The 22127-nt window shown below is 70.9% G+C and carries 23 protein-coding genes and 4 tRNA genes; 7 read left to right on the top strand and 20 right to left on the bottom strand.

Annotation, left to right across the window (positions count from 1 at the left end; all coding sequences use genetic code 11):
* The 3 genes from ACFO6V_RS13700 to ACFO6V_RS13690 form a co-directional block, all read right to left on the bottom strand.
* Positions 1–73, bottom strand: a tRNA-Phe gene (locus tag ACFO6V_RS13700).
* 54 nt (positions 74–127) lie between these two features.
* Positions 128–201, bottom strand: a tRNA-Asp gene (locus tag ACFO6V_RS13695).
* Positions 202–346: 145 nt separating this feature from the next.
* Positions 347–419, bottom strand: a tRNA-Glu gene (locus ACFO6V_RS13690).
* A 100-nt stretch (positions 420–519) separates the two neighbouring features.
* On the opposite strand from ACFO6V_RS13690, the gene ACFO6V_RS13685 reads away from it, so the two are divergent.
* On the top strand, positions 520–864 hold the full coding sequence (locus ACFO6V_RS13685) for a metallopeptidase family protein (RefSeq protein ID WP_377136226.1): 345 nt from the start codon (positions 520–522) through the stop codon (positions 862–864).
* 52 nt (positions 865–916) lie between these two features.
* On the opposite strand, the gene ACFO6V_RS13680 is transcribed toward ACFO6V_RS13685, so the two are convergent.
* On the bottom strand, positions 917–2299 hold the full coding sequence (locus tag ACFO6V_RS13680; protein ID WP_377136224.1) for a D-alanyl-D-alanine carboxypeptidase family protein: 1383 nt from the start codon (positions 2297–2299) through the stop codon (positions 917–919).
* A 413-nt stretch (positions 2300–2712) separates the two neighbouring features.
* On the opposite strand from ACFO6V_RS13680, the gene ACFO6V_RS13675 reads away from it, so the two are divergent.
* Positions 2713–3324, top strand: coding sequence for an antibiotic biosynthesis monooxygenase (locus tag ACFO6V_RS13675; protein WP_377136222.1), 612 nt, complete (start codon positions 2713–2715; stop codon positions 3322–3324).
* A 27-nt stretch (positions 3325–3351) separates the two neighbouring features.
* Here ACFO6V_RS13675 and ACFO6V_RS13670 read toward each other — a convergent pair whose 3' ends face one another.
* Complete coding sequence (locus ACFO6V_RS13670; RefSeq protein ID WP_377136220.1) at positions 3352–4200, bottom strand: glycerophosphodiester phosphodiesterase; 849 nt, start codon at positions 4198–4200, stop codon at positions 3352–3354.
* Between the two features lie 190 nt (positions 4201–4390).
* On the opposite strand from ACFO6V_RS13670, the gene ACFO6V_RS13665 reads away from it, so the two are divergent.
* Complete coding sequence (locus tag ACFO6V_RS13665) at positions 4391–4885, top strand: hypothetical protein (RefSeq protein ID WP_377136218.1); 495 nt, start codon at positions 4391–4393, stop codon at positions 4883–4885.
* On the opposite strand, the gene ACFO6V_RS13660 is transcribed toward ACFO6V_RS13665, so the two are convergent.
* The 5 genes from ACFO6V_RS13660 to ACFO6V_RS13640 form a co-directional block, all read right to left on the bottom strand.
* Positions 4860–6308, bottom strand: coding sequence for an FAD-binding protein (locus ACFO6V_RS13660; RefSeq protein ID WP_377136216.1), 1449 nt, complete (start codon positions 6306–6308; stop codon positions 4860–4862). The genes ACFO6V_RS13665 and ACFO6V_RS13660 overlap by 26 nt on opposite strands.
* A 79-nt stretch (positions 6309–6387) precedes the next feature.
* A complete protein-coding gene (locus ACFO6V_RS13655) occupies positions 6388–6906 on the bottom strand; it encodes a TrmH family RNA methyltransferase (protein WP_377136214.1) in 519 nt (172 codons plus the stop codon).
* A 188-nt stretch (positions 6907–7094) separates the two neighbouring features.
* Positions 7095–7571: an SRPBCC domain-containing protein gene (locus tag ACFO6V_RS13650; protein ID WP_377136212.1), complete on the bottom strand. Its 477-nt coding sequence runs from the start codon at positions 7569–7571 to the stop codon at positions 7095–7097.
* The gene (locus ACFO6V_RS13645; protein WP_377136210.1) at positions 7568–7897 is read right to left on the bottom strand and encodes an ArsR/SmtB family transcription factor; all 330 of its coding nucleotides are present in this window, start codon (positions 7895–7897) and stop codon (positions 7568–7570) included. Before ACFO6V_RS13645 ends, ACFO6V_RS13650 begins: the two co-directional genes overlap by 4 nt.
* 109 nt (positions 7898–8006) lie before the next feature.
* Positions 8007–8082: transfer RNA gene (locus ACFO6V_RS13640), tRNA-Lys, on the bottom strand.
* Positions 8083–8304: 222 nt separating this feature from the next.
* Here ACFO6V_RS13640 and ACFO6V_RS13635 point away from each other — a divergent pair.
* Entirely contained in the window at positions 8305–8589 is a 285-nt protein-coding gene (locus ACFO6V_RS13635) for an iron-sulfur cluster biosynthesis family protein (RefSeq protein ID WP_116677444.1), read from the top strand.
* 135 nt (positions 8590–8724) lie between these two features.
* Here the strand turns inward: ACFO6V_RS13635 and ACFO6V_RS13630 are convergent, their stop codons facing one another.
* Entirely contained in the window at positions 8725–9492 is a 768-nt protein-coding gene (locus ACFO6V_RS13630; protein WP_377136208.1) for a M50 family metallopeptidase, read from the bottom strand.
* 231 nt (positions 9493–9723) lie between these two features.
* On the opposite strand from ACFO6V_RS13630, the gene ACFO6V_RS13625 reads away from it, so the two are divergent.
* Together ACFO6V_RS13625 and msrB are read left to right on the top strand one after the other, a co-directional pair.
* Positions 9724–11184, top strand: a complete 1461-nt coding sequence (locus ACFO6V_RS13625) for a DEAD/DEAH box helicase (RefSeq protein ID WP_377136206.1) — start codon at positions 9724–9726, stop codon at positions 11182–11184.
* Positions 11185–11320: 136 nt separating this feature from the next.
* Positions 11321–11719, top strand: a complete 399-nt coding sequence (gene msrB, locus ACFO6V_RS13620) for a peptide-methionine (R)-S-oxide reductase MsrB (protein WP_108495362.1) — start codon at positions 11321–11323, stop codon at positions 11717–11719.
* A 15-nt stretch (positions 11720–11734) separates the two neighbouring features.
* Here msrB and ACFO6V_RS13615 read toward each other — a convergent pair whose 3' ends face one another.
* Positions 11735–12292, bottom strand: coding sequence for a MarR family winged helix-turn-helix transcriptional regulator (locus tag ACFO6V_RS13615; protein ID WP_377136203.1), 558 nt, complete (start codon positions 12290–12292; stop codon positions 11735–11737).
* Between the two features lie 122 nt (positions 12293–12414).
* Positions 12415–13368 (bottom strand): LacI family DNA-binding transcriptional regulator, encoded by a 954-nt coding sequence (locus tag ACFO6V_RS13610; RefSeq protein WP_377136201.1) that lies wholly within the window; start codon positions 13366–13368, stop codon positions 12415–12417.
* Between the two features lie 126 nt (positions 13369–13494).
* Between ACFO6V_RS13610 and ACFO6V_RS13605 the strand changes: the two genes are divergently transcribed.
* The gene (locus ACFO6V_RS13605; RefSeq protein WP_377136199.1) at positions 13495–14508 is read left to right on the top strand and encodes a zinc-dependent alcohol dehydrogenase; all 1014 of its coding nucleotides are present in this window, start codon (positions 13495–13497) and stop codon (positions 14506–14508) included.
* A gap of 114 nt (positions 14509–14622) precedes the next feature.
* Here the strand turns inward: ACFO6V_RS13605 and ACFO6V_RS13600 are convergent, their stop codons facing one another.
* The 7 genes from ACFO6V_RS13600 to ACFO6V_RS13570 form a co-directional block, all read right to left on the bottom strand.
* Positions 14623–16239: an MDR family MFS transporter gene (locus ACFO6V_RS13600; RefSeq protein WP_377136197.1), complete on the bottom strand. Its 1617-nt coding sequence runs from the start codon at positions 16237–16239 to the stop codon at positions 14623–14625.
* Positions 16236–16739: a MarR family winged helix-turn-helix transcriptional regulator gene (locus ACFO6V_RS13595; RefSeq protein WP_377136195.1), complete on the bottom strand. Its 504-nt coding sequence runs from the start codon at positions 16737–16739 to the stop codon at positions 16236–16238. The genes ACFO6V_RS13600 and ACFO6V_RS13595 overlap by 4 nt, the downstream gene beginning before the upstream one ends.
* A 200-nt stretch (positions 16740–16939) precedes the next feature.
* Complete coding sequence (locus tag ACFO6V_RS13590; protein ID WP_377136193.1) at positions 16940–18382, bottom strand: sugar porter family MFS transporter; 1443 nt, start codon at positions 18380–18382, stop codon at positions 16940–16942.
* 77 nt (positions 18383–18459) lie between these two features.
* Positions 18460–19464 (bottom strand): inorganic phosphate transporter, encoded by a 1005-nt coding sequence (locus ACFO6V_RS13585; RefSeq protein ID WP_357503904.1) that lies wholly within the window; start codon positions 19462–19464, stop codon positions 18460–18462.
* A gap of 1 nt (position 19465) precedes the next feature.
* Positions 19466–20083, bottom strand: coding sequence for a DUF47 domain-containing protein (locus ACFO6V_RS13580; RefSeq protein ID WP_116673298.1), 618 nt, complete (start codon positions 20081–20083; stop codon positions 19466–19468).
* Between the two features lie 335 nt (positions 20084–20418).
* Positions 20419–21018 carry a hypothetical protein gene (locus ACFO6V_RS13575; RefSeq protein ID WP_377136613.1) on the bottom strand — a complete coding sequence of 200 codons (600 nt, stop codon included), beginning with the start codon at positions 21016–21018 and terminating at the stop codon, positions 20419–20421.
* Between the two features lie 82 nt (positions 21019–21100).
* Positions 21101–22114, bottom strand: coding sequence for an NUDIX hydrolase (locus ACFO6V_RS13570; protein WP_377136190.1), 1014 nt, complete (start codon positions 22112–22114; stop codon positions 21101–21103).
* Positions 22115–22127: the final 13 nt, after the last annotated feature.

The raw sequence follows: 22127 nt of genomic DNA, 5'->3' as shown, positions 1-22127 counted from the left end.
TGGCTCCGACCGGCGTCGATCCGGTGACCTTTCGATTTTCAGTCGAACGCTCTACCAACTGAGCTACAGAGCCCTAGCGCGAACGCCCGGATAGTCGAGACTACCGACAACCCGGGCGTACCTCGCGCGACCCTGACGGGACTTGAACCCGCGACCTCCGCCGTGACAGGGCGGCGCGCTAACCAGCTGCGCTACAGGGCCTTGGATGCTTACCCGCATCCGGGGGGCTCTTTCCGAACCGTGAGAACCCTAACCCATCCCGGGCCCGAACCTGAAATCAGATTCGGACTCCGACCGGATGACGTGCCTCACAGCGTTCGAAACTTGGCTCTGACGAGCCCCTTCGTACCCCCAACGGGATTCGAACCCGTGCTACCGCCGTGAAAGGGCGGGGTCCTAGGCCGCTAGACGATGGGGGCTGGGACCTGGCAAGTCTACAGTCGGTCGGCGGTCCCGCTGCACAGTCCACCAAGTGGTCCCGGACCGGCTCCTGTCAGGGATGATGGGTGGGTGGTGGAGATGACGCGAGAGGACTTCGAGGCAGCGGTCAGCGAGGGGCTGGACCTCGTTCCGCCGGATCTCGCGGCGCAGATGGACAACGTGGTGGTGCTCGTCGAGGACGACGCGCCCGCCGACGAGCCGGACCTGCTGGGGCTCTACGAGGGAGTGCCGCTCACGGAACGTGACCACATGTGGGCCGCCGGCGCGCTCCCCGACCGCATCACCATCTTCCGTAACCCGACGCTCGCGTTCTGCGAGACGCGTGAGGACGTCGTCGAGGAGGTGGCGGTGACGGTGGTCCACGAGATCGCCCACCACTTCGGGATCGACGACGAACGGCTCCACGAGCTCGGCTGGGCATGACGAAGCCGGCCCCGCGAGGCTGATCCTCGCGAGGCCGGCTCGATCGCACGGTTCAGTACGAGGTGCCGTACTCCCAGTGCCAGGCTTCCGGCTTGCTGCCGCCCGCCTGGGCCCAGGCGGGGTGCTTCCAGCCGTACTTCCCGGCGTTGGCGACCATCCAGGCGTGTTCCGCGGTGCCGAACGACTCGATGCCGCCGGACAGGTCGACCGCCTGCCCCCAACCGTGGTTGGAGGTGCCGGGCACTGCCGCGAGGCCGCCCTTGGTTGCCGCTACCGACAGCTGCTCCGCGTAGGAGCGGTACCCGTCGGTCACGTCCAGGTTCCGGCTGAATGCCTTGCGGAAGGCGGCGTTCAGGTTCTCCAGCTCGGCCGCGGCGTCGCACCGCAGCAGCTGGTTCGGTGCCCAGCCCAGGTCGCAGAGCACGCTCGACGGGATCTGCCCGTTGCCGTACCTCTGCGCGGCCTCGGCCATCTCCTTGGCCTCGGCGACCCGGGCGGCGGCCGCCGCCCGCGCCTTGGCCGCCTCGCGTTCGGCGGCGCGGGCCGCGCGGGCCTCGCGCCGCTCCTCGGCGGCCTTCTTGGCGGCGGCGATCTCCTCCGGCGTCGGGCCTGCCTTGACGGACACGACCGCGTCGCCGTCGGCCTCCGTGATGAGCCGCTGGAGCGAAGTCGTCACCTTCTCGATGCGGGTGGCCGACGGCGCCGCCGTGTCGGCGGACGCCCCAGCACTGGTCTCTGCGTCCGCCTGCTGCGCCCTGGCGGTCAGGTCGACCGAGGCCGCGAGCGGCGCCTCCAGGACGGGGCGGCCGGTGGTGCCCGGCTCGCCGAGCGGTGCGACCCCCGTGACGGAGCCGGCCAGGTTGGTCGGCTCGGTGGCTGCCGGGCTCGGGGAGGCGTCCGCCTCACCCGATGAGGCGTCCGCCGCACGCTCGGCGAGCGAGGTTCGCTCGCCGTCCCGGGAGGCGGCAGGAGCCTGCCGGGCGACGGCGATGCCGGTACCCGAGCCGTCACTGGCCTGCTCCAGCATGGACCGCAGGTTCTCCGCGGCCGCCCGGAGCCGCTTGCGCTCCTTGCGGTCGAGGTCGCCCTCGCGGGTCACGTAGTCGGCGTCGGTCAGGACGGCGGCCGCCTTCTCGGAGGCGGACCGCACCTCCGGGTCGGTGATCAGCGCGCCGCCGACGACGACAGGGTCGGCCTGTCCGGCGCGCTCAGCGGCTGCCGCGCTGCCCGGGGAGCCGACGGCGCTGCCGTCGTTCCCGGTGAGGCTGACCGCCGCTGTGGTGGTCAGGGCGACCGAGGTGAGTGCGGCGGCTATCGCGAAGGAGGAGCGGCGCACCATGGGGTGGCCCGAGGGCGCCACGGCTGCGGCATGTGTTCCGCTGGTGCCCGGGCGTCGCGTACGACGGGGAACGAGTGCGTGGTCGCCGTGCGTCAAGGACGATCCTGACACTCGGGGACAGGGACAAGGCGCGCCGTGCGGGGCGCGACGGGGTTCGGCGTCTGGGGCACGCTGAGCTTCCGTTCTGCGGCTGGGCACGCCGGCACCGTGAGGGGCTGATCCCTCTGGCGGACGGTGCAGGGTGCGCCTGCTGCTGTCTGGCCACGGCACGCGACGGGTCGCGGAGGTCATGGCTGTCGCCGCGTGGAACCGGGCCGGGAGGCCCAGGGGGTTGGTTCCATGCGGCGACATTCAATGCTGGACGACCGTCCAAGAGTTATGGAACCCCCTCCGCGGAGGCGTGCCTCACAAAAACTGGGCGCAGATGGTGGTGCGAACGTGAAGGGCCGACAACCCGGGGTGTGCGCGCTCACATTGAAGGGCGCAGAGCCATGCGTGACACTTCGAGCATGGCCCATCACGACCAGGCCGCGAACGGATCCGTGCCCATCCCCGCCGGACAACCCGTCACCGTGTCCATCCACCGCATCGTCAACCCCGACCACGTTCCCGAGGTCACCCGCTGGGTGCAGTCGGGCGTCAACCTCGCCAACCGCTGGGACGGTTTTCTCGGCTCGGGCTGGATCCGCGCCGCCGAGGGCTCCCGCGACTGGCACATGCTCTACCGCTTCGCCGACGCCGACCGGCTCGCCGCCTGGGAGCAGTCCGCCGAGCGCCGGGACTGGCTGGCGCAGGGCACGGGCCTCGTCGAGGAGCTGCGCTACCAGCAGCGGACGGGCATCGAGGGCTGGTTCGAGGACCCGACACGCACCGACGAGCCGGCCGACGTCGCAGCCGTCGTCGTGCCGCCCCGGTGGAAGCAGGCGACGAGCATCTGGCTCGGCTTCTTCCCGGTGAACCTGCTCTTCACCGCCCTGTTCACCTACCTGGTGCCCGGCTGGGACGACGTCGCGCTGGTGCTCAAGGTGCTGATCTCGACGCTGATCCTGACACCGATCATGGCGTACTGGGTGCTCCCGTGGGTGACCCGCAGCCTGCACGGCTGGCTGCACCGGCCGTAGCCCGGACGCCGCCGCACCGGACGGGCGTCAGGCCGTACCCGCCACGACCCGCTGCGCCGGGACGCGCCGCCGCCGCAACCGGATCCCGCCCCGGCCCGGCAGCGGCGGCGCGGCCTGGTGCTCGGTCCGGCCGGCGAGCCAGCCGGCGAACCGCTCCGGCCGGTCGGTGATGACGGCGTCGACGCCCGCGCCGTCGTCGCTGTCGACGAGCGTGGTCCACGCGGCGGGGTCGTTCGCCGTCCAGGACATGACCCGCAGGCCGGCCGCGTGCAGCCGGGACACCAGGCGCGGGCTGCCCGCGACCGTCGCGACCGACGGGTTGCAGGCGACCACACGAAGGCGCTCGCAGAGACGCAGCAGCCCGGGCGGGTCGAACGAGACGAGCAGGCCGCCCGGCAGGTGCGGCGCCACGTCGCGCACGGTGGCCACGGTGCCCGGCCAGAAGCTCTGGACGAGAACGCGGTGGTCGAACCCGGCGTCGGCGATCGTGGCGGTGACCCGCTCGACCTGTTCAGTGGTCCACGAGCCCTTGAGCTCCAGCAGCAGGTCCGTGTCCGGGTGCCGCGCGAGCACGCCCAGCACGTCGGCGAGCGTGGGCACGCGCTGTCCACTGAACACGGGGGAGAAGCGTGCGCCGGCGTCGAGCCCGAGCACCTCGTGCGAGGTCAGGGCGGAGACCTTGCCCGTGCCGTCGGTGGTGGCGTCGACGGTCTCGTCGTGGATCACGGCGCCCACGCCGTCGGCGGTGGGCTGGAGATCGATCTCGACGGCGTCCGCGCCCGCGCGGCACGCGGCCTCGACCGCGGCGAGCGTGTTCTGCGGGGCTACCGCGGAGTATCCGCGATGGGCGATGACTGCGGGACTGGCGACGGCCATGCTGACCTCCGGGTCTGCGGTTCACTCACCACGCTAGGCCGCTCCCGCGCGCCTTCCCAGGGGGAGGCGGGCGAATTCCGGGAGTGTTCCGGGACAGTTCATCGCCCGGCCCTGAGGCCGCCGTGTCGGCCACCCGGGCGAAACCCGCCGGATGCGCGAATTCTCAGCGCCTGGTGGTTTCATGTCCGCCATGGTCCGACCTGTCATCACCGCCCCGGCCGGCTTCCGGGCCTGCGGGGCCCTCGTCGCCGTCGCCACGCTCGTCCTGCTCGCCGGCTGCTCGCCCGGCGGCGGTGCCGACGTCGGGGCGAGCGCGCCGCCGTCGGGCAGCGCGAGCGCAGCGCCCTCCACGAAGCCCGACCCGGATGCGCCGCTGGACGCGAACCAGGCGTGCGCCGCGATGTACGTGGACAACGACAAGACGCTCGAGGAGCGCATCGGCACCGCACTCGTCGGGGCGAGCGACGGGCTCGACGGCCAGGCGGCCGACCAGATGCACGCGACAGCGGTGGAGCTCGGTCGGCTCGAGACGCGTGTCCCGGAGGAGTTCCGAGGCCCGATCGAGAAGATCCGGGTGCCGTTCCTGCAGCTGCAGGAGTCGCTCGACCAGGCGGAGGGCGAGCAGCTGGAGCTCGACGTCGCCTCGACGGTCGAGGGTCTCAAGGAGTACCGGGAGCTCTGTTGACGTCCTCGAAGACGCCCTGACCGGGCGTGAGTACCCGCCGGGGGTCGTACCGCTCCTTGGCGCTCTGCACGGCGGGCCAGCGCTCTCCGTAGTGGGTGCGCCAGTCCGCAGGAGTCAGGCGGAGGGCGTTGACCGGATAGTTGGTGCCGCCGACGGCGCGGACCTTGGCGTACAGCACGTCGTTCTCGGCGATGAGGCGCTCCGCCTCGGCGTCGTCGGGCGGGCTCACCGCGCGGAGCAGCGCGAGCAGGAAGAACACGGGACCCTCGGGGACCATCACCTGCGGCCGGGTGATCAGCGACCGGGTGGTCGGGTAGAGCAGGGCGACGCCGCCGGCGTCGGCGGGCGTGAGCGTGGTCAGGAGCTCCGAGACCACGTCGTCCGTCGCCGCGTTCGGGACGAGCACGTTGAGCCACGGTCCGGGCAGCCGGAGCGCCTCGATCTGCTCGACGGTCTCGTAGATCCGGTTCAGCCATTCGAAGTACGGCAGGTCGGCGACGTCGACGCCGGAGGGAGCGAGGCCGGCGAGCAGGGCGTCGTCGTCGGGCGGTGCGCTGGTGAACCAGGCGCCGCCCTCCAGGACGAACGCGAAGCCGTCGTCGTCGGTGGGGACGAGCTGGCCCTCCAGGTAGTCGAAGCGGCCGTCGGCCAGAGCCGTGCGCTGGGCGGCAGTCAGGTCGGTGACCTGGGGATACGTCAGCGTGTAGACGCGCGCCATGGCCGGGGCCGGCACGAGCCGGACCGTCGCACGCACGATGACGGCGAACTGGCCGAGCCCGCCGAGCACCGCCTCGAACAGCTCGCGCTCGTGATCGGCGGAGCACGTGACGAGCCGGCCGTCGCCCGTGACCACCTCGAGCTCGAACGTGTTGTCCACGAGCAGCCCGAAGTGCTGCGAGGCGCCACCGATCCCGCCGACGCACAGCGTGCCGCCGACCGAGAGGCCGAGGTAGTCGGTCGTGACCGGCGGCGCGACGCCGACGTCCAGGGCTGCGCGGACCAGGTCGAGCCACTGCACGCCCGCGTCGACCACCGCCCGGTCGGGCGCGATCTCGTGGATCGTGGCGAGCGTGCGCGAGTCGATGACGATGCCGCAGTCGGCCTGCGCCTGGCCGAACGTCGAGTGGCCCTGCCCACGCACCGCGACCGTGAGGCCGTGCTCGTTCGCGAAGCGCACCACGGCGACGACGTCGCTGACCGAGCCCGGCCGCAGCACCGCACGCGGGCGCCGGTGGACGAGGTGCCCGTAGTCGGTGGCCGCCTCGGTGAGGGATGCGCCGTCCGTGACGAGCTCGCCGTCGAGGGGAGGACTCGGGACCGCCCCGGTGTTCTCCGGGAAGCTGGTGAGCCACTGGGACGTCATCGGATCGAACGCGACGACGGCAGCGCCTGCCAGAGTTGTGCGGCGGTCGAGCTGTGTCATGTGAACCCCTCAGCGTCGGGTGGGCGTCCACGGTACCGGTCGCGGAGCGCACGGTGGTGCGCATTCCGTGGACGAGCTGTCAGGACAGGCCCGCGAGTCGGTAGACGACGAGGCTGCCCGCGACCGCGACGTTCAGACTCGCACCCCAGCCGGTCATGGGGATCTCGACACACTCGTCGACGTCCGCGAGCACGTCGTCCGGCACGCCCTGGTGCTCGTGCCCGAGCAGGAGGACCGTGGGGCTCCGGGCGGGTTCGAGGCGCGGCAGGGGAGTTGCGCCGTCAGCCAGCTCCACGGCGACGAGCCGGAAGCCGCCGTCGCGCTGCTCGTCGAGCCAGCGTTCCTTCGACGGCGCGACCCAGTGGATGCAGGGCCGCCGACCGCGCAGCGTGTCGCCCCTGGCCAGCGCTTCCTTGTAGTGCTGCGTGCGGGGCACGGCCAGGCAGGCACCGACGGCGTCGCACGTGCGCAGCAGGGTCCCGAGGTTCGCTTCGTACGCGACCCAGAGCGGAGCGACGACGAGATGACCCCAGCAGCCGTGCTGCCTGGTGCGTCGTCGTCGGCGGAGCTCGGTCGGCTTCGACTTGGACCCGCTCACCTGATGGTGGCGGTGTCTCCCGGACGAATGAACATGAGGGGGTGCCTTTCAGCGGCGGCACCGGTCCATCGACAGCGGCGAGGAGTTCGCCGCGGGATCGCCGACGCTACACCGCGGGAGCGGTGCTGACCAGGGCTCTCGTGTGGTCGGCACCGCTGGTCGGCACCGCTCGGCGGTACAGCGGGTTGTCAGATCTCGGCGTCGCCCTCGGCCAGTCGCGCGAGCTGGGCGGTGGTCGAGCCCCAGCCCTCGGCGAAGCCCAGCTCGGCGTGCCTGGCGCGGTCGGCGGGGTCGCCGTGGCGCACGATGACCCGGTAGTCGGTGCCGTCCGGGTGGTCCCGCAGCACGACCTCCGCTGTCATCGGGACCGGCGCCGGGCTCGTCGGGCGCCATTCGCTGTTGATCGCGTTGGTGAAGACGATGCGTTCGTACTCGTCGATGGTCAGGAAGCAGGCGTCCAGGTGCGGGACGAACGCCTCGCCGTCGTCGCTCATCAGCGTGACGAAGCCGCCCCCGGCGCGGACGTCGAGGCGCTCGACGCGGCACTGGGTGGGGGCGGGGATCCACCACTGTGCCAGCTTGGCCGGCTGGGTCCAGGCCTCCCACACCTGCTTGCGGGGTGCGCGGATGATGCGGTCGATGCTGAGGTCGAGCTCGGGGTTCATGCGTTCTCCTCGGTGACGAACTGCTCCAGGCGGTCGGTGCGGCCTGTCCAGATGCCGCGCTGCTCGGCGAGCCAGTCCTCGACGAGCGCGAACTGCTCCTTGTTGAGCTCGCAGGTGCGCACCCGGCCCGACTTCGCGGTGCGGATCAGGCCGTTCGACTCGAGCACCCGCACGTGCTTCATGAACGACGGCAACGTCATGGGGGCGTCCTTGGCGAGGTCGCCGACGCTTGCCGGCCCGCGGCCGAGCCGCCGGACCACCGCGCGCCGGGTCGGGTCCGCGAGGGCGACGAAGACGCCGTCGAGCACTGCTGAATGCTGAGCCATGTGGCTAAGTATTAGCGCGGAAAACACTTAGCGCAAGGGCTAAGTGTTTTGCCCGGGCAGGCGCTCGCCGTGGCGTGCCGGGGAGGAGAAGGGCTGGTCGTGGTCGCGATGGTGGGCCCCCCGGGGATCGAACCCGGAACCCGCGGATTAAAAGTCCGCTGCTCTGCCAGTTGAGCTAGAGGCCCGCGTGCCCGGCATCCGGGCGGCGCGAGTAGAAAGCCTACCGGTCAGGTGCGGTGAGGTCGTAGACGCCGCCGAGCGGGGCACCGTACTTCTTCGAGTGGCGTCTGTCACCCGCTGTCTCACTCACCGGGAGATTTCACCCTAAATGCGTCTCACGCTTGCGCTGTGCCGGTGGGCTTGGTTCGGTGGACGAGACCGCGGAGAACCAATCTGAGGAGCTCAACGTGCTCACCGTGACCGACAATGCCCGTACGGCCGTCCAGGACCTCGCTCAGCAGGCTGGTGTGCCGGTCGAAGGCGGGCTGCGCATCGCGCAGGCGTCCGGCCAGCCCGGCAACTTCGAGCTCGCGCTGGTTCCGGCCCCGCAGCCCGACGACCAGGTCGTCGACGCCTCGGGTGCCACCAACGTGTTCGTCGAGGCGGAGGCTGCTCCTGCCCTGGACACGCTGACGCTGGACACCGACCCAGGTGCTGAGGGTCCGGGATTTGTGCTCACGCCCACGGCGTGACCCCTGGCGTCCTTGACCGGGCGCCAACCCAGGCAAGTTGAAGTCCGCTTGTACCAAGCGATGAGGCCCAGAACTCGAGTGAGTTCTGGGCCTCATCGCTTGGTACAAGCGGACTTTCTTGCGGTCGGCAGCTCGTCAGAGCGCGACCCCGAGGATCCACGCGCCACCGAGCGCCAGCGCACCCAGGGTGACGAGCAGGAACATCGCCACCCAGAACAGCCCGCCGACGCCGGTCAGGCGAGCGAGCATGTCGGCGTCCGACGTCCGGGCCTGGCCGCGGGAGCGCTGGATCTGGAGCTCGAACACCGGGCGCACCGCGCCCAGCAGGAGGAACCACGTCACCGCGTAGGCGACGGCGCTCTGCACCTCGGGCTCCAGGAACCAGGTCACGAACGCGAGCGCGGTGCCGCTGACGAGGATCGACCAGAGCCCGAACCAGTTGCGGATCTGCAGGAGCAGCAGCGCGAGGAGCGCCACGAGGAGCCACAGCAGCCCGACGGCGTAGCCGAGCTTGAGCAGCCACGCGGCCCCGAGGCCGATGAGGCCCGGCCCCACGTAGCCGGCGAACGCGGTGATGACCATGCCCGGGCCGCGCGGCTTGCCACGCGACACGGTCAGGCCGGAGGTGTCGGAGTGCAGCCGGATGCCTTCGAGCTTGCGACCTGTGAGCAGGGCGCCGAGGCCGTGCGACGCCTCGTGGGCGATGGTGATGACGTGCCGCGTCACGTGCCACAGGGGCCGGTACAGGACGACGATCAGGGCGACCGCGCACATGCCGATCACCATCAGGTTCGACGGCGGGTCCACCGGGGTGACCGCGTTGGTCCAGATGGTGCCGAGCACGTCGCCGATGGCGGCGAACGGTCCGGCCGAGCTGGTCGCTGCGGGAATCATGCGCCACATAGAACCACACGGAACGTGACGTTCGCCGCAGCCATCGGCCACGAGGACGTGAGATAGTGGGTGGTCGTGGGCGGCTTCAGCTGCCCGACGTCGTGGCCCCGGCCCGGGTTAGCACCCCGCCGCCCGGTGTGAGAGCACGGCGGACAACCGGCGCGATGCGCGCCGCCACCGAGCCCGAGAGGCCCATCTCCTTTGACTACGTTTGCCGACCTCGGTCTGCCCGCGCCCGTTTTGCGCGTTCTGACAGACCGTGGCATCACTTCGCCGTTCCCCATCCAGACGGCGTCCCTGCCGGACTCCCTCGCCGGTCGCGACGTGCTCGGCCGCGGCCGCACCGGCTCCGGCAAGACCCTCGCTTTCGCACTTCCGGTCGTGACGCGTCTCGCGACGTCCAGCGCTCGCTCGGTCGCGGCGGGCCAGCCGCGCCGTGGATCGGGCCGCCCTCGCGCCCTGATCCTGGCCCCCACGCGTGAGCTCGCGAACCAGATCGACGAGTCGATCGCGCCGCTGGCGCAGGCCCTGGGTCTGAAGACCACCACGATCTTCGGCGGCGTGGCGCAGTCGCGTCAGGTCACTGCGCTCAACGCCGGCGTCGACATCGTCATCGCCTGCCCCGGCCGGCTCGAGGACCTGCTCGGCCAGCGCCACCTCACGCTCGAGGACGTCGAGATCACCGTGCTCGACGAGGCCGACCACATGGCCGACCTCGGGTTCCTGCCCGGCGTGAAGCGCATCCTGGACCGGACGTCCGCGAAGACCCAGCGCCTGCTGTTCTCGGCCACGCTGGACAACGGCGTGGACGTGCTGGTCAAGCGCTACCTGAACCAGCCGGTCACCCACTCCGTGGACGACGCCGCCGCACCGCCCCCGCAGATGACGCACCACATCCTCGCCGTGTCCGACAAGGACGCGAAGAAGAACGTCGTGCACCAGCTCGCGCAGGGCACCGGCCGCCGCGTCCTCTTCATGCGGACCAAGCACCAGGCCAAGAAGCTCGCCAAGCAGCTCACCGCCGCGGGCGTGCCCGCCGTCGACCTGCACGGCAACCTCGGCCAGGGCGCGCGTGAGCGCAACCTCGCCGCGTTCTCGTCCGGCGAGGTCCGGGTGCTCGTCGCGACGGACATCGCCGCGCGTGGCATCCACGTGGACGACGTCGAGCTCGTGGTGCACGTCGACCCGCCCGCCGAGCACAAGGCGTACCTCCACCGCTCAGGGCGGACGGCGCGTGCCGGTTCCGGCGGCGACGTCGTGACGATCATGCTGCCGGAGGAGCGTGGCGACGTGCGTGACCTGACCCGCAAGGCGAAGATCACCGCCCGCCCGCAGGACGTCCGTCCCGGCGACGCGACGGTGACCCGCCTGGTCGGCGAGGTCGCGCCGTACGTGGAGTACGTGGAGCCCGCCCCGCAGCCGGTCCGCCAGGGCCAGCCGCGCAAGCAGGGCGGACGCTCGCGCTCCGGCGCGCAGGGCACCGGTCAGACCGGTGGCCAGGGCGGCGGGCAGGGCGGCGGCCGGCAGAGCCAGCCGCGCAGCCAGGGCCAGGGCGCCGGCCAGTCGACCGGCCAGCGCAGTGCGGGTCGTCCGGCGTCGGGCGGCGGACGTACTGCGGCCGACCACTTCCCGCGGACGGACGCCGCGGGTGCTCCCCGCCGTCGTCGGCGTGGCGGTCGCGGTCGCGGCGCGAACGCCTGACCTCAGCACCACGAAGTAGAGCGTGTGTCCGGTCTCCACTGGCTATCCACCAGGGAGACGGGACACACGCTCTACTTCGTGGTCAGGTGGGAACAGCGGGTACCGACCAGGAGTTGCACAGCGCGGAGGTGTCGAGATGACCTACAAGATTTCGAAGTCCGACCAGGAGTGGCGCGAGCAGCTCTCGTCCCAGGAGTACGCGGTGCTGCGCCAGGCGGGCACCGAGCGGGCGTGGACGGGCGAGCTGCTCGACGAGAAGCGCACGGGTGTCTACCGGTGTCGCGCGTGTGACGCCGAGCTGTTCCGCTCGGACACCAAGTTCGACTCGCACTGCGGCTGGCCGTCGTTCTACAGCCCCCTCGCCGGGGACTCGGTCGAGCTGATCGAAGACCGTTCGCTCGGCATGGTCCGCACCGAGGTGCGCTGCGCCACGTGCGGCTCCCACCTGGGGCACGTCTTCGACGACGCGCCGCAGACGCCGACCGGCGACCGGTTCTGCATGAACTCGGTGAGCCTCACGTTCGAGGAGAGCTGACCACCGGCGGACCGGTCAGTGGCTCTGCTTCCACGCGACGATGTCCGCCGAGTAACGGTTGAGGAGCCTGGCCAGCTGGCTGACCTCTTCGGTCTCCCAGGTGGCCAGCGCCCCCTCCAGCATCGCCACCCGGCTGGAGCGCGCCCGGTCCAGCCGGGCGGCGCCGTCGGGCGTGAGGGTGATGCGCTGCCCGCGGCTGTCCTCCGGGTCGACGGTGCGTTCGACGAGGCCGAGCTCGGCCAGGCGGCTGAGCTGCCGCGACACGGTGGCACGGCCGACACCGAAGAAGGTGGCGAGGTCAGAACCCCGGGCGCCCGGCCGCTCGGCGACGTGTGCCAGGAGCGGGTACGCGCTGGCGTCCAGCTCGGGATGGACCCGTCGCGCGATCGTCGTCCCGGAGGACTGGGCACGGCGGATCAGCAGCCGGATCTCCCGCTCCAGGCCCTCGAACGGTCCCAGGTCGGTCCCGTCGTCAGCGACCGCACCGTCGGCGACCGCGTCGTCGGCACCGTTGCCGGCGGCGACCTGGTCGTCGGGAGCGTCCGCGCTGGACCTGTCTGTACTGGGGAACATCCGCCAATGATGACGCGTCAGGCCGTCAGAGCACAGTCCACGGGCACGAAATCCCCCGGTGCGGCCCACTGTTCGTCGAGCTTGCCGAGACCTGGGTCTCGACAAGGTCGACCAACGGCGCGTCAGACCGACTCCCGTACGACGACGGTCGCCCCCGCCGGAGGATCGGCCGGCGGCTCGAGACCGAGCACGGTGCGCGCCGCGCGCTGACCGTACGCCCCGGCGTCGATGTGCACGCTGGTGAGCGCCGGCGTGGCGAACGAGCCGTACTCGACGGCGTCGAAGCCGATCACGGCGAGCTCGTCCGGCACCGTGACGCCGAGCCCGTGCAGGGCGGCCAGGAGCTGCATCGCCACCGCGTCGTCGAACGAGGCCACCGCGGTCACACCCGGATGGTCGCGGCGGAGGTCGCGTACCGCCTGGATCGCCGCCGCCCTGTCCCGCGGCACCGTCAGGACCACCGGCTCGGCGAGGCCGAGCCGGACGGCCGCCTGCCTGGCGAAGCCGAGCCGTACCGCGGCCAGGCGGGCCCAGCCGGGATCCTCGGGCAGGGCGACCGCGACGGAGGTGTGCCCGGCGTCGACCAGATGGCGTAGCTGGACGAGGGTGTGCGCGGCGAGGCCGTCGACCCAGCCGCCGTCGTTGGTGGTGACCGGGCCGTCGGCGGCGACTGCAGCCTCGTCCTGGTAGAGGCCCGAGAGGTCGATGACGGCGCGGGGCGCGACCGACGCGACCACGGACTCGAGCCCACCGTGCAGCGGGGACCCGTGCCGCACCAGGAGCACGTGGCCGTGCCGGGCCAGCTCGTCGTCGAGACCGCGGGTGTAGGCGTCCAGCCCGGGGCCCCTGATGCCCTGTGGCAGGGCGAGTAGCACTATGCGCGAGCTGCCCTCGCGCAGCGCCTTGGCGATGGCGTGGGGCACGTAGCCGAGCTCCCGCGCCGCCGCCCGCACGCGCTCCTGGGTCGCCGGCAGGATGTGCTGCTCGGTGACGTCGTTGAGCACGAAGCTGACGGTGGCGGGCGAGACCCCGCTGGCCTCGGCCACGTCCCGCATGGTTACCCGGCGTGTGCCCATCCGGAGCTCTCCTTCTGACCTGATGCGTCGGCCTGACCTGATGCGTCGGCCCGCGCGTTGCACTAATTCGATTTAGTGATCATAGTGGATCGGGAGCGCACGACAACACGGAGGGAGGCCGTCGCCATGAAGACGGTTATCGTCACCGGCCCCGGGACCACCGGGATCAAGGAAGTGCCGACGCCGTCGGCCGGCCCGCGGGACGTGCTCGTACGGATGCGGGCGAGCGGCATCTGCGGCTCTGACGGCTACTACGTGTCGATCGGCGGCATCCCGCCGCGGCAGGGCGAGACGCCTCTCGGCCACGAGGGCGCCGGCGAGGTGGTCGAGGTCGGGTCCGAGGTGGCAGGCATCGCCGTCGGCGATCACGTGGTGATCAACCCGATCGCGCCGGACAGCGGCATGATCGGCAGCGGTGGCCCGCAGGGCACGCTGTCGGAGTACCTCCTGGTCGAGAACGCCGTGCTCGGTACGAGCCTCGCGATCATCCCGGACGAGGTGCCGTTCGACGTCGCAGCCCTCAACGAGCCGATGGCGGTGGCCCGGCACGCCGTCAACCGCACCGGCGTGCGGCCGGGTGACAAGGTGGTGGTGTTCGGCGCGGGCCCGATCGGGCTCGGCGCGACCATCGGGTTCAAGCTCAGCGGCGCCGCGAGCGTCGTCGTGGTCGACCTGCTTCCCTCGCGCCTGGAGAAGGCTCTCGCGGTCGGCGCGGACGCCGTCATCAACTCCGCGGAGGAGGACGTGGCCACCCGGCTCACCGAGCTGCACGGGGCAGGCGTCACGGCGTTTGGCAAGCCGCGCGCGGGCACCGACGTCTACCTCGACGCGGCGGGCGCCCCGATCGTGCTCCAGACGGCGCTGGCGAACGCGAAGCAACACGCCACGATCTGCGTCGTCGCCGTCCACAAGAAGCCCGTCGAGGTCGACTTCGGCGCGATTCTCGACGCGGAGGTCAACATCGTGACGTCCATGGGATACCCGACGGAGATCTTCGAGGTGACCAAGGAGATCGCCGACCACTGGGAGAAGTTCGCGGTGATCATCAGCGACCGCTTCGCGTTCGAGGACGCGGAGCGGGCCCTGGAGACGGCGGCGACCCCGGGCGCAGCCGACAAGGTGGTAGTCACGATCCCTTGACCCACCCCGGTTCCCCCTGGTGATGCCGAAGTAGAGCGCCTGTCCGAGTCTTCCCTCTATCAGCGGGGACGCTCGGACAGGCGCTCTACTTCGGCATCACCAGGGGCTAGGCGCCTAGGTTGCGGCCGGTTCCAGGTCCTTGAGCTGGTCGATGCCCGAGCGGTGACCCAGCGGGACCTCCTTGATGAGGGAGACGCAGAGCAGCGCGATCAGGGCCAGCGGCACGGCGGCGAGGAAGATGTCCGCGATGCCGTTCGCGTAGGCCTTCTCGACGACCTCCACCAGGATGTGCGGCAGCGTTGCCAGGTCGGGCAGGGTGCCGCCACCCGAGGCGAGCGCTGACGGGTCGATGCCCTGCTTCGCCAGCTCCGGGGCGATCTCGGTGATGCCGTCCTGCAGGCTGGTCTTCACGCTGTGCCCCAGGATCGCGCCGAGCGCCGAGACGCCGATGGCGCCGCCGAGCGACCGGAAGAACGTCACGGTGGACGTACCCGAGCCCGAGTCCTTGATGTGCAGCGTGTTCTGCGTCGCCAGCACCATGTTCTGCATGAGCAGGCCGACACCCGAGCCGAGGACGAACAGGTAGATCGAGACCAGCACGAACGACGTGTGGTAGTCGAGCGTCGACAGGAGCAGCAGGCCGGCCGTCAGGAGCACGCCGCCGGTCACCATGTACGGCTTGTACCGGCCCGTCTTGGAGATCAGCTGCCCGCCGACCGCCGACGACAGGAACAGGCCGACGACCATCGGGATCGTGTACAGGCCCGACTCGGTCGGCGTCATGCCGCGCGAGAGCTGCATGTACTGGCTGAGGAACACCGACGAGCCGAACATCGCGACACCCACCGCGACCGAGCCGATGACGGCGAGGACCAGCGTGCGGTTCTTGAACAGGTACATCGGGATGAGCGGGTTCTTGACCCGCAGCTCCACGAGCACGGCGATCGCCAGGATCAGCAGGGAACCGCCGACCATGGCCGCCGTCTGCCAGGACATCCAGTCGAACTCGGTGCCCGCGAAGGTGATCCACAGGAGCAGCGTGGCGATGCCGATCGAGATCAGCGTGGCGCCGATGATGTCGATCCGCGCGGAGCCACGCGGTCGCTTCGGGAGCTTGAGCGTCATCTGGAGCACGATGATCGAGGCCACCGCGAACGGCAGGCCCACGAAGAAGTTCCAGCGCCAGCTGATGGCGTCGGTGAGGAAGCCGCCGAGGATCGGGCCGCCGACCATGCCGATACCCATGATCGAGCCCATGAGGCCCATGTACCGGCCGCGCTGGCGCGGGCTGATGATGTCGGCGATGAGCACGGCGGACAGGGACTGCAGGCCGCCGGCGCCGATGCCCTGGAAGGCGCGGAAGGTGATGAGCTGGCCGGTGTCCTGAGCGAACCCGGCGGCGGCCGCGGACAGCACGGAGATGATCAGCGCTATCTGGATCAGCGTCTTGCGGTTCGTGAGGTCGGCGAGCTTGCCCCAGATCGGGGTGGAGATCGTCGAGGTCAGCAGGGTGGCGGTGACCACCCAGGTGAAGGCCGACTGGTTGCCCTCGAGGTCGGTGATGATCTTCGGCAGCGACGACGAGACGACCGACATCGCCAGGACCGAGACGAACATGCCCAGCAGGATCCCGGACAGCGCCCGGAGGACCTCGCTGTGCGTCATGGCGGGCGGCTCGCCCTGGAGGTGGTCGGGCTCGGCCACGGTGGACTGGGTGGTGGGGCTGGTCATGCAGACTCCTGCTGGTTCTGGGGTGATCTCCGGTGCGCCGTGTCCGCACTGATGGTGTCGACGAGGCGGTGCAGCGTGCGGGTCGCCTCGGCGAGGTCTTCGGGCGACCAGGTGGCGAACGCCCGGTCGATCAGGTTCGTGTACTGCTCGGCGGCCTCGGCCGCCAGGGCTCGTCCGGCGTCGGTCAGCTCCACCGTGCGGACCCGGCGGTCCTCGGCGTCGACGGTGCGGACGACGTATCCGGCGTCGGCCAGCGTGCTGACCTGGCGGCTCGCGACCGAGAGGTCGACGCGCAGGTGCGCCGCGAGATCGGTCAGGGAGGTCGGGCCGCACTTGGCGAGCAGGTGCAGCACGGCGACGCCGGACCGGGGCCAGTCGAGGTCGTGAGCGATCCGTGCCGCCGCTTCCCGCTGGGCGCGCGAAAGGCTCTGGAGCGCGGAGATCAGGGTGACGGCCGGAACTTCGGTGCCGGACGGCGTCCGGCCGGGTGGGGAAGTCATCGGTGCCTCACAATTGATTGCTTAGAGCAACCATATGGAGAATGGTTGCCCAACGCAAGCGTTCTGCGGGCTCCGTCCGGCCGGTCGGCGTGTGACCTGCGCAACACGTCGTCGGAAGGGGCCCCGGGACACGAGAACGGCGCCGCCCCCACCGTGGTGGGGACGGCGCCGTTCTCGGCCGGCCGGGCGGTGCGCCCGGGTCAGGCCTTGGTGCGGCTCTGCTCGACCATGTCCTCGAGCTCCATGCCCTTGGTCTCGGGCACCTTGGTGAGCACGAAGAAGAAGCTCAGCGCCGCGAAGGCCGCGTACATGAGGTACGGCACGCTGGCGCCGAAGGCGGCGAGCATCGGCGGGAACGTCAGGGTGATGGCGAAGTTGGCGATCCACTGCATGGCCGCCGCGACGCCGAGGGCGGCGGCCCGGATGCGGTTGGGGAACATCTCGCCGAGCAGCACCCACACGAGGGGGCCCCACGAGGCGCCGAAGAAGACGACGAACGCGTTGGCGCAGATCAGGGCGATGACGCCCCACGGGCCGCTGAGTGAGATGTCGTCGCCCGAGCCGGTCGCCTGGGTGAACGCGACGGCCATGAGGCCCAGCGACACCGCCATGCCGGCCGACCCGATGAGCAGCAGCGGGCGGCGGCCCACCTTGTCGATGAGGGCGATGGCGATGAACGTGACCGCGACGTTGGTGATCGACGTGATGGTGGAGACCAGGAAGGCCTGGCTCTCGTCGAACCCGACGGCCTGCCACAGCGTGCTCGAGTAGTAGAAGATCACGTTGATGCCGACGAACTGCTGGAAGACCGACAGCAGGATGCCCACCCAGACGATCGGCTTGAGGCCCAGGGCGCTGCCGCGGAGCGACGCCTGGTTGGTGTTGGCCTCGTCGATCGCGATGCTGTGGTGGATCTGGGCGAGTCGGTCGTCGACGTCCTCGTCGGGGCCGAGCACGCTGGCCAGGACGGCCCGCGCGTCGTCGTCGCGCCCCTTGGCGGCGAGGTAGCGCGGCGACTCGGGGATGCGCAGCGCGAGGATGCCGTAGACGGCGGCGGGGACCACGGCCACCAGGAACATCCAGCGCCAGGCCTCCCAGCCGAGCCACAGCACGTTGGCGGCGCCGCCGGCCGACTCGGCCAGGATCTGGTCCGAGAGCAGCGCGGCGAAGATGCCGACGGTGATAGCGAGCTGCTGCAGCGAGCCCAGCCGGCCGCGCATGGCTGCGGGCGCGATCTCCGCGATGTACGCGGGCGCGATGACGGACGCGATGCCGATGCCCACGCCGGCCATGAAGCGCCAGACGGCCAGGTCCCACGCGGAGAACGCGATGGCCGACAGGATCGACGACACGAAGAACAGGATCGCGCCGATCACCATGACGTTGGTGCGGCCCCAGCGGTCGGCCAGGCGGCCGCCGGCCCACGCGCCGAGCGCGCAGCCGAGCAGGGCGACGGCGACCACGATCCCGGTCACAGACGGGTCCAGGGCGAACTGGCCCTCGATGGCGTTCACCGCTCCGTTGATCACGGAGCTGTCGAACCCGAACAAGAAGCCGCCCACCGCTGCGGCGAAGGCGAGGGCCGTTGCTTTGCGATGGGCTGATCTGGCGCCGGCAGTCGGGGCCGTGGAGGCGGTGCTCATACGATCGATGCTAAATCTCACCCGGTGCAAGTCGCGCGGGGAGCGTCCCTGGTCCGGTCCGGTCCCGTCCCGCCAGGTCAGGTCAGGAACGGGAAGAGCGCCCACGTCGCGAGCGCTGCCACGAGGGCTGCGGCCGGGATGGTGAGGACCCACGCGACGGCGATGTTCTTGGCGACGCCCCAGCGCACGGCGGAGAGCCTGCGGGTGGCGCCGACGCCCATGATCGCCGAGGTGATCGTGTGCGTGGTGGAGACGGGGGCGTGCAGCGCGAACGCGTTGACGTAGAGGACGAGCGCCGAGACCGACTCGGCGACGAAGCCGCGGGCCGGGTCGAGCTCGATGATCCTGCGGCCGAGCGTGCGCATGATCCGCCAGCCCCCCGAGTAGGTGCCCGCGGAGATGGCGGCCGCGGCGGAGAGCTTGACCCACAGGGGGATGCCCTGGTCCACGTTGGCCCAGCCCACGGTCAGCAGTGCCAGGTAGATGACGCCCATCGTCTTCTGTGCGTCCTGCAGGCCGTGGCCCAGCGCCATGGCGGCGGCCGACGCCGTCTGCGCGATCCGGAAGCGGCGGTTCGTCCTGGCCGGTGCCGCGTAGCGGAAGATCCACATGACCGCGACCATCACCGCGAAGGCGAGGCCGAAGCCCACCAGCGGCGAGATGATCATCGGCAGGACGACCTTGTCCACGATCGCGGACCAGTAGACGCTCATGCCGCCCGCGATGCCGGCGCCCACCAGCCCGCCGATCAGGGCGTGCGTGGACGACGACGGCAGGCCGAACCACCAGGTGATCAGGTTCCACACGATCGCCCCGAGCAGCGCGCACAGCACGACGGCGAGCTCGGCGTGCGTGCCGGCGCCCTCGAGGTTGACGATCGACGTCGCGATCGTCTCCGCGACCTCGGTGCCCAGCAGCGCTCCGGCGAAGTTCATGGCGGCCGCCATGACGAGCGCGACCCGCGGGGTCAGCGCCCGCGTCGACACCGATGTCGCGATGGCGTTGGCGGCGTCGTGGAAGCCGTTGGTGAAGTCGAAGCTCAGGGCGAGCGCCACCACGAGGACGACGAGAGCGACCTCCAACTCAGGACTCCTTGAGGGCGATGGTCTCGACCATGTTCGCGACCTTCTCGAAGCTGTCCGCGGCGTTCTCGAGGACCTCCACGATCTCCTTCAGCTTCATCAGCAGGACCGGGTCGCCGGCGAAGTCGTCGAAGAGCTGGGCGAGCAGCTTGCGGTGCAGCTTGTCCGCCTGGTTCTCGAGGCGGTTCACCTCTACCCAGTAGTCGGCGAGCTTGTCCATCGAGCGGAGGCGCGGCATGGCCTCCGCCGTGAGCTCCGCGCATCGCTGGAGCACCTGGACCTGCTCGGACACGCGGTCGGGCAGGCCCTCGACCTTGTACAGGACGATGAGCTCCGCGGCCTCGTCCATCTCGTCCATGCAGTCGTCCAGCGCCGAGGCGAGGCCGGAGATGTCCTCGCGGTCGAACGGCGTGACGAAGGTCTGGTTGAGGCGGCGCATGATCGAGTGCGTGGCGTCGTCGGCGAGATGCTCGACCTCGTGCATCTCGTCGGCGAGCTTCTCTCGTCCGGCCCGGTCCGCACCGAGCAGCTCCGCCAAGAGGGACGAGCCCCGGACCAGATGCTGGGCCAGGTCGGCAAGAAGATCGAAGTACTTGGTGTCGCGCGGAGTAAGGCGCACGAGGGCTCCCGTTCTAAGGGCTCTGGAACAGGTTCAGCGTAGAGCGGTTGCCGACTATCGCCAATTTGCAAGGTTGCGCTTTGGTAGCCCGTGACAAAAGGCACGAGTGCGCGGGGCTAGGTTCCGTCGACAGCATTATCTGCCGTGCAAGGAAGTTGGAGCGACGCCGAACCGGGAGCGCCTCTCGGCGCGGGGCCGCTCGTAGCGGCTTGAGGTGGAGCCCGGGGCATCCGCAGCCCGGCGTCGCTTGCACCATCCTAATCGCGTGCGGGGATCTGCCAAGGGGGTCTGACGTCACAGCGCTATGGGCGAACGCCACTTGACAGGCTGTCGGCCTACTCGAGAGAGCCTGTGCGCCACAGGCCTCCGGCGCGTTCCAGCTCCTCCGCGGTGCGCAGCAGGGAGCTCGCGCTGCGGGTCATCCGGGTGGCGCCGGTGGGGTCGGCGACCTCGCGGGAGTCCGCGTCGAACGCGGCTCCGGTCGACAGGATGCGGCAGAACGCGCCGGCCCGTTCGAGGGCGACGGCGAGGTCGCCGGTGAAGACGCCGGAGAGCACCGCGTCGGCGAGGATCTGCAGGTCGCCCGGTTCCGGAGGGCTCGGGACGCCCGCGACGGCCTCCTGGACCGGGGCGGCTTCCACACCGAGCCGATACCTGAGCATGACGGTAGGCATGTCGCGGCGCACCCACTCACGCAGCACGTACAGCCGCCAGAGCGCGCCGGGCAGCGAGACGGCGGCGGCGTCCGCCCACAGGCCCGCCACCGTGTCGAGGCCCTCGTTCTCCACCAGGTGGATGAGCCGTTCCACCACAGCCGGATCCTCGGTGGTGCGTGCCCGGTCCACCAGCGCGCGTGCGGTCGCGTGTGCCACCTCGTCGCGCATCGCGGGGTCCACCTCCCCGGGAAGCGCGTCGGCGTCCCGGGGGTCCAGCATGGCCGGCCGTCTCGGCGGTCGTTGGTCGCTGCTCATGGTGACCGATAGTGCGCCGAAGTAGCGCGTGTGTCTACCACCGCGGTCACCAGACCAGCGGACTCACCTTCTCGGTGGCCACCACCAGTGGTCCAGAGGTGGTGTCGGCGACGTGCGCCACCAGCAGCTCTCCGGGCTCGAGGAACGGGTCGATCGACGGCAGCCCGTCCGCCACCGCGCGTGACGCATGCCTGCCCAGCACGTCGAGCACCGTCGGGAGGACCGGGCGGTGGGTGCAGATGACCGACGACTCGGTGGTCTCCTCCAGGAGGTCGCGCACGGTGGCTGCGACGCGCGACGGCGACCGCTCGTGCTGGGCCTCGGTGAGGTACTCGCTGTAGCTCGGCCGCAGGCTCGCGGCCCTGACGTAGGGGTCGATGGTGGTGGCGCACCGCTCCCACCGGGAGCTGATCACGTGCTCGACGCCGTAGGCCGCCAGCACCGGGACCAGTGCTGCCGCCTGGCCGTGCCCGAGCGGGGTGAGCGGGCGGTCCCGCTCCGCGCCGTGCCAGGCGGTGCGCGGCACGGCGCGGCCGTGCCGCGCGATCACGAGCGTCCGGGTCTGCAGCACACCCTCCGACTCGGCGGCCACCAGGGCGTTCAGCGGGCCCCGGTCCGACGTCCTGGTGAGGCGCTGCTCGGCCTCGTCGACGTCGAACCACTCGGCATGGTCGACCTCGTCCCGGTCGACCGGCGCCAGGGGAGCGCGGGCCGTGAGCGCCGCGCTGTCGCGGCCCTTGCGCGCGCGGCGCGCAGCCCAGTAATGCACGCGCTTCACGGTGCCGTCGGGGGTCAGGTACTGCAGGCCCGGCAAGGGCCTGCCGAGCACTATCTCCTTACCCGTCTCCTCGCCGACCTCGCGGATCGCCGCACCCTGGAAGGACTCCCCGACCTCGAGCTTGCCCTTGGGCCACGACCAGTCGTCGTACCGAGGGCGGTGCACCAGCTGCACCTGGAGCGCGCCGGAGCGGCGGCGCCAGACGAGCCCCCCGGCGGTCATGACGACCGGGGTGTGCAGACCCGCGGCGGGGGATGCCGCCGTCGTCGGACCGGTGCCCACTACGGACCGCCGT

The sequence above is a fragment of the Promicromonospora alba genome, from assembly GCF_042654905.1.
In the GTDB taxonomy this organism is placed as follows: domain Bacteria; phylum Actinomycetota; class Actinomycetes; order Actinomycetales; family Cellulomonadaceae; genus Promicromonospora; species Promicromonospora alba.
Note: the sequence above shows the minus strand (reverse complement) of the source record. Positions and strands in the feature narration are given on the sequence as shown.

Bases quoted from the DNA above. Each gene is read 5' to 3' on its own strand.
- ACFO6V_RS13685 (WP_377136226.1), top strand. From the start codon at position 520: ATGACGCGAGAGGACTTCGAGGCAGCGGTCAGCGAGGGGCTGGACCTC.
- ACFO6V_RS13675 (WP_377136222.1), top strand. From the start codon at position 2,713: ATGGCCCATCACGACCAGGCCGCGAACGGATCCGTGCCCATCCCCGCC.
- ACFO6V_RS13670 (WP_377136220.1), bottom strand. From the start codon at position 4,200: ATGGCCGTCGCCAGTCCCGCAGTCATCGCCCATCGCGGATACTCCGCG.
- ACFO6V_RS13665 (WP_377136218.1), top strand. From the start codon at position 4,391: ATGGTCCGACCTGTCATCACCGCCCCGGCCGGCTTCCGGGCCTGCGGG.
- ACFO6V_RS13660 (WP_377136216.1), bottom strand. From the start codon at position 6,308: ATGACACAGCTCGACCGCCGCACAACTCTGGCAGGCGCTGCCGTCGTC.
- ACFO6V_RS13650 (WP_377136212.1), bottom strand. From the start codon at position 7,571: ATGAACCCCGAGCTCGACCTCAGCATCGACCGCATCATCCGCGCACCC.
- ACFO6V_RS13645 (WP_377136210.1), bottom strand. From the start codon at position 7,897: ATGGCTCAGCATTCAGCAGTGCTCGACGGCGTCTTCGTCGCCCTCGCG.
- ACFO6V_RS13630 (WP_377136208.1), bottom strand. From the start codon at position 9,492: ATGTGGCGCATGATTCCCGCAGCGACCAGCTCGGCCGGACCGTTCGCC.
- msrB (WP_108495362.1), top strand. From the start codon at position 11,321: ATGACCTACAAGATTTCGAAGTCCGACCAGGAGTGGCGCGAGCAGCTC.
- ACFO6V_RS13615 (WP_377136203.1), bottom strand. From the start codon at position 12,292: ATGTTCCCCAGTACAGACAGGTCCAGCGCGGACGCTCCCGACGACCAG.
- ACFO6V_RS13610 (WP_377136201.1), bottom strand. From the start codon at position 13,368: ATGGGCACACGCCGGGTAACCATGCGGGACGTGGCCGAGGCCAGCGGG.
- ACFO6V_RS13605 (WP_377136199.1), top strand. From the start codon at position 13,495: ATGAAGACGGTTATCGTCACCGGCCCCGGGACCACCGGGATCAAGGAA.
- ACFO6V_RS13600 (WP_377136197.1), bottom strand. From the start codon at position 16,239: ATGACCAGCCCCACCACCCAGTCCACCGTGGCCGAGCCCGACCACCTC.
- ACFO6V_RS13595 (WP_377136195.1), bottom strand. From the start codon at position 16,739: ATGACTTCCCCACCCGGCCGGACGCCGTCCGGCACCGAAGTTCCGGCC.
- ACFO6V_RS13590 (WP_377136193.1), bottom strand. From the start codon at position 18,382: ATGAGCACCGCCTCCACGGCCCCGACTGCCGGCGCCAGATCAGCCCAT.
- ACFO6V_RS13575 (WP_377136613.1), bottom strand. From the start codon at position 21,018: ATGCTGGACCCCCGGGACGCCGACGCGCTTCCCGGGGAGGTGGACCCC.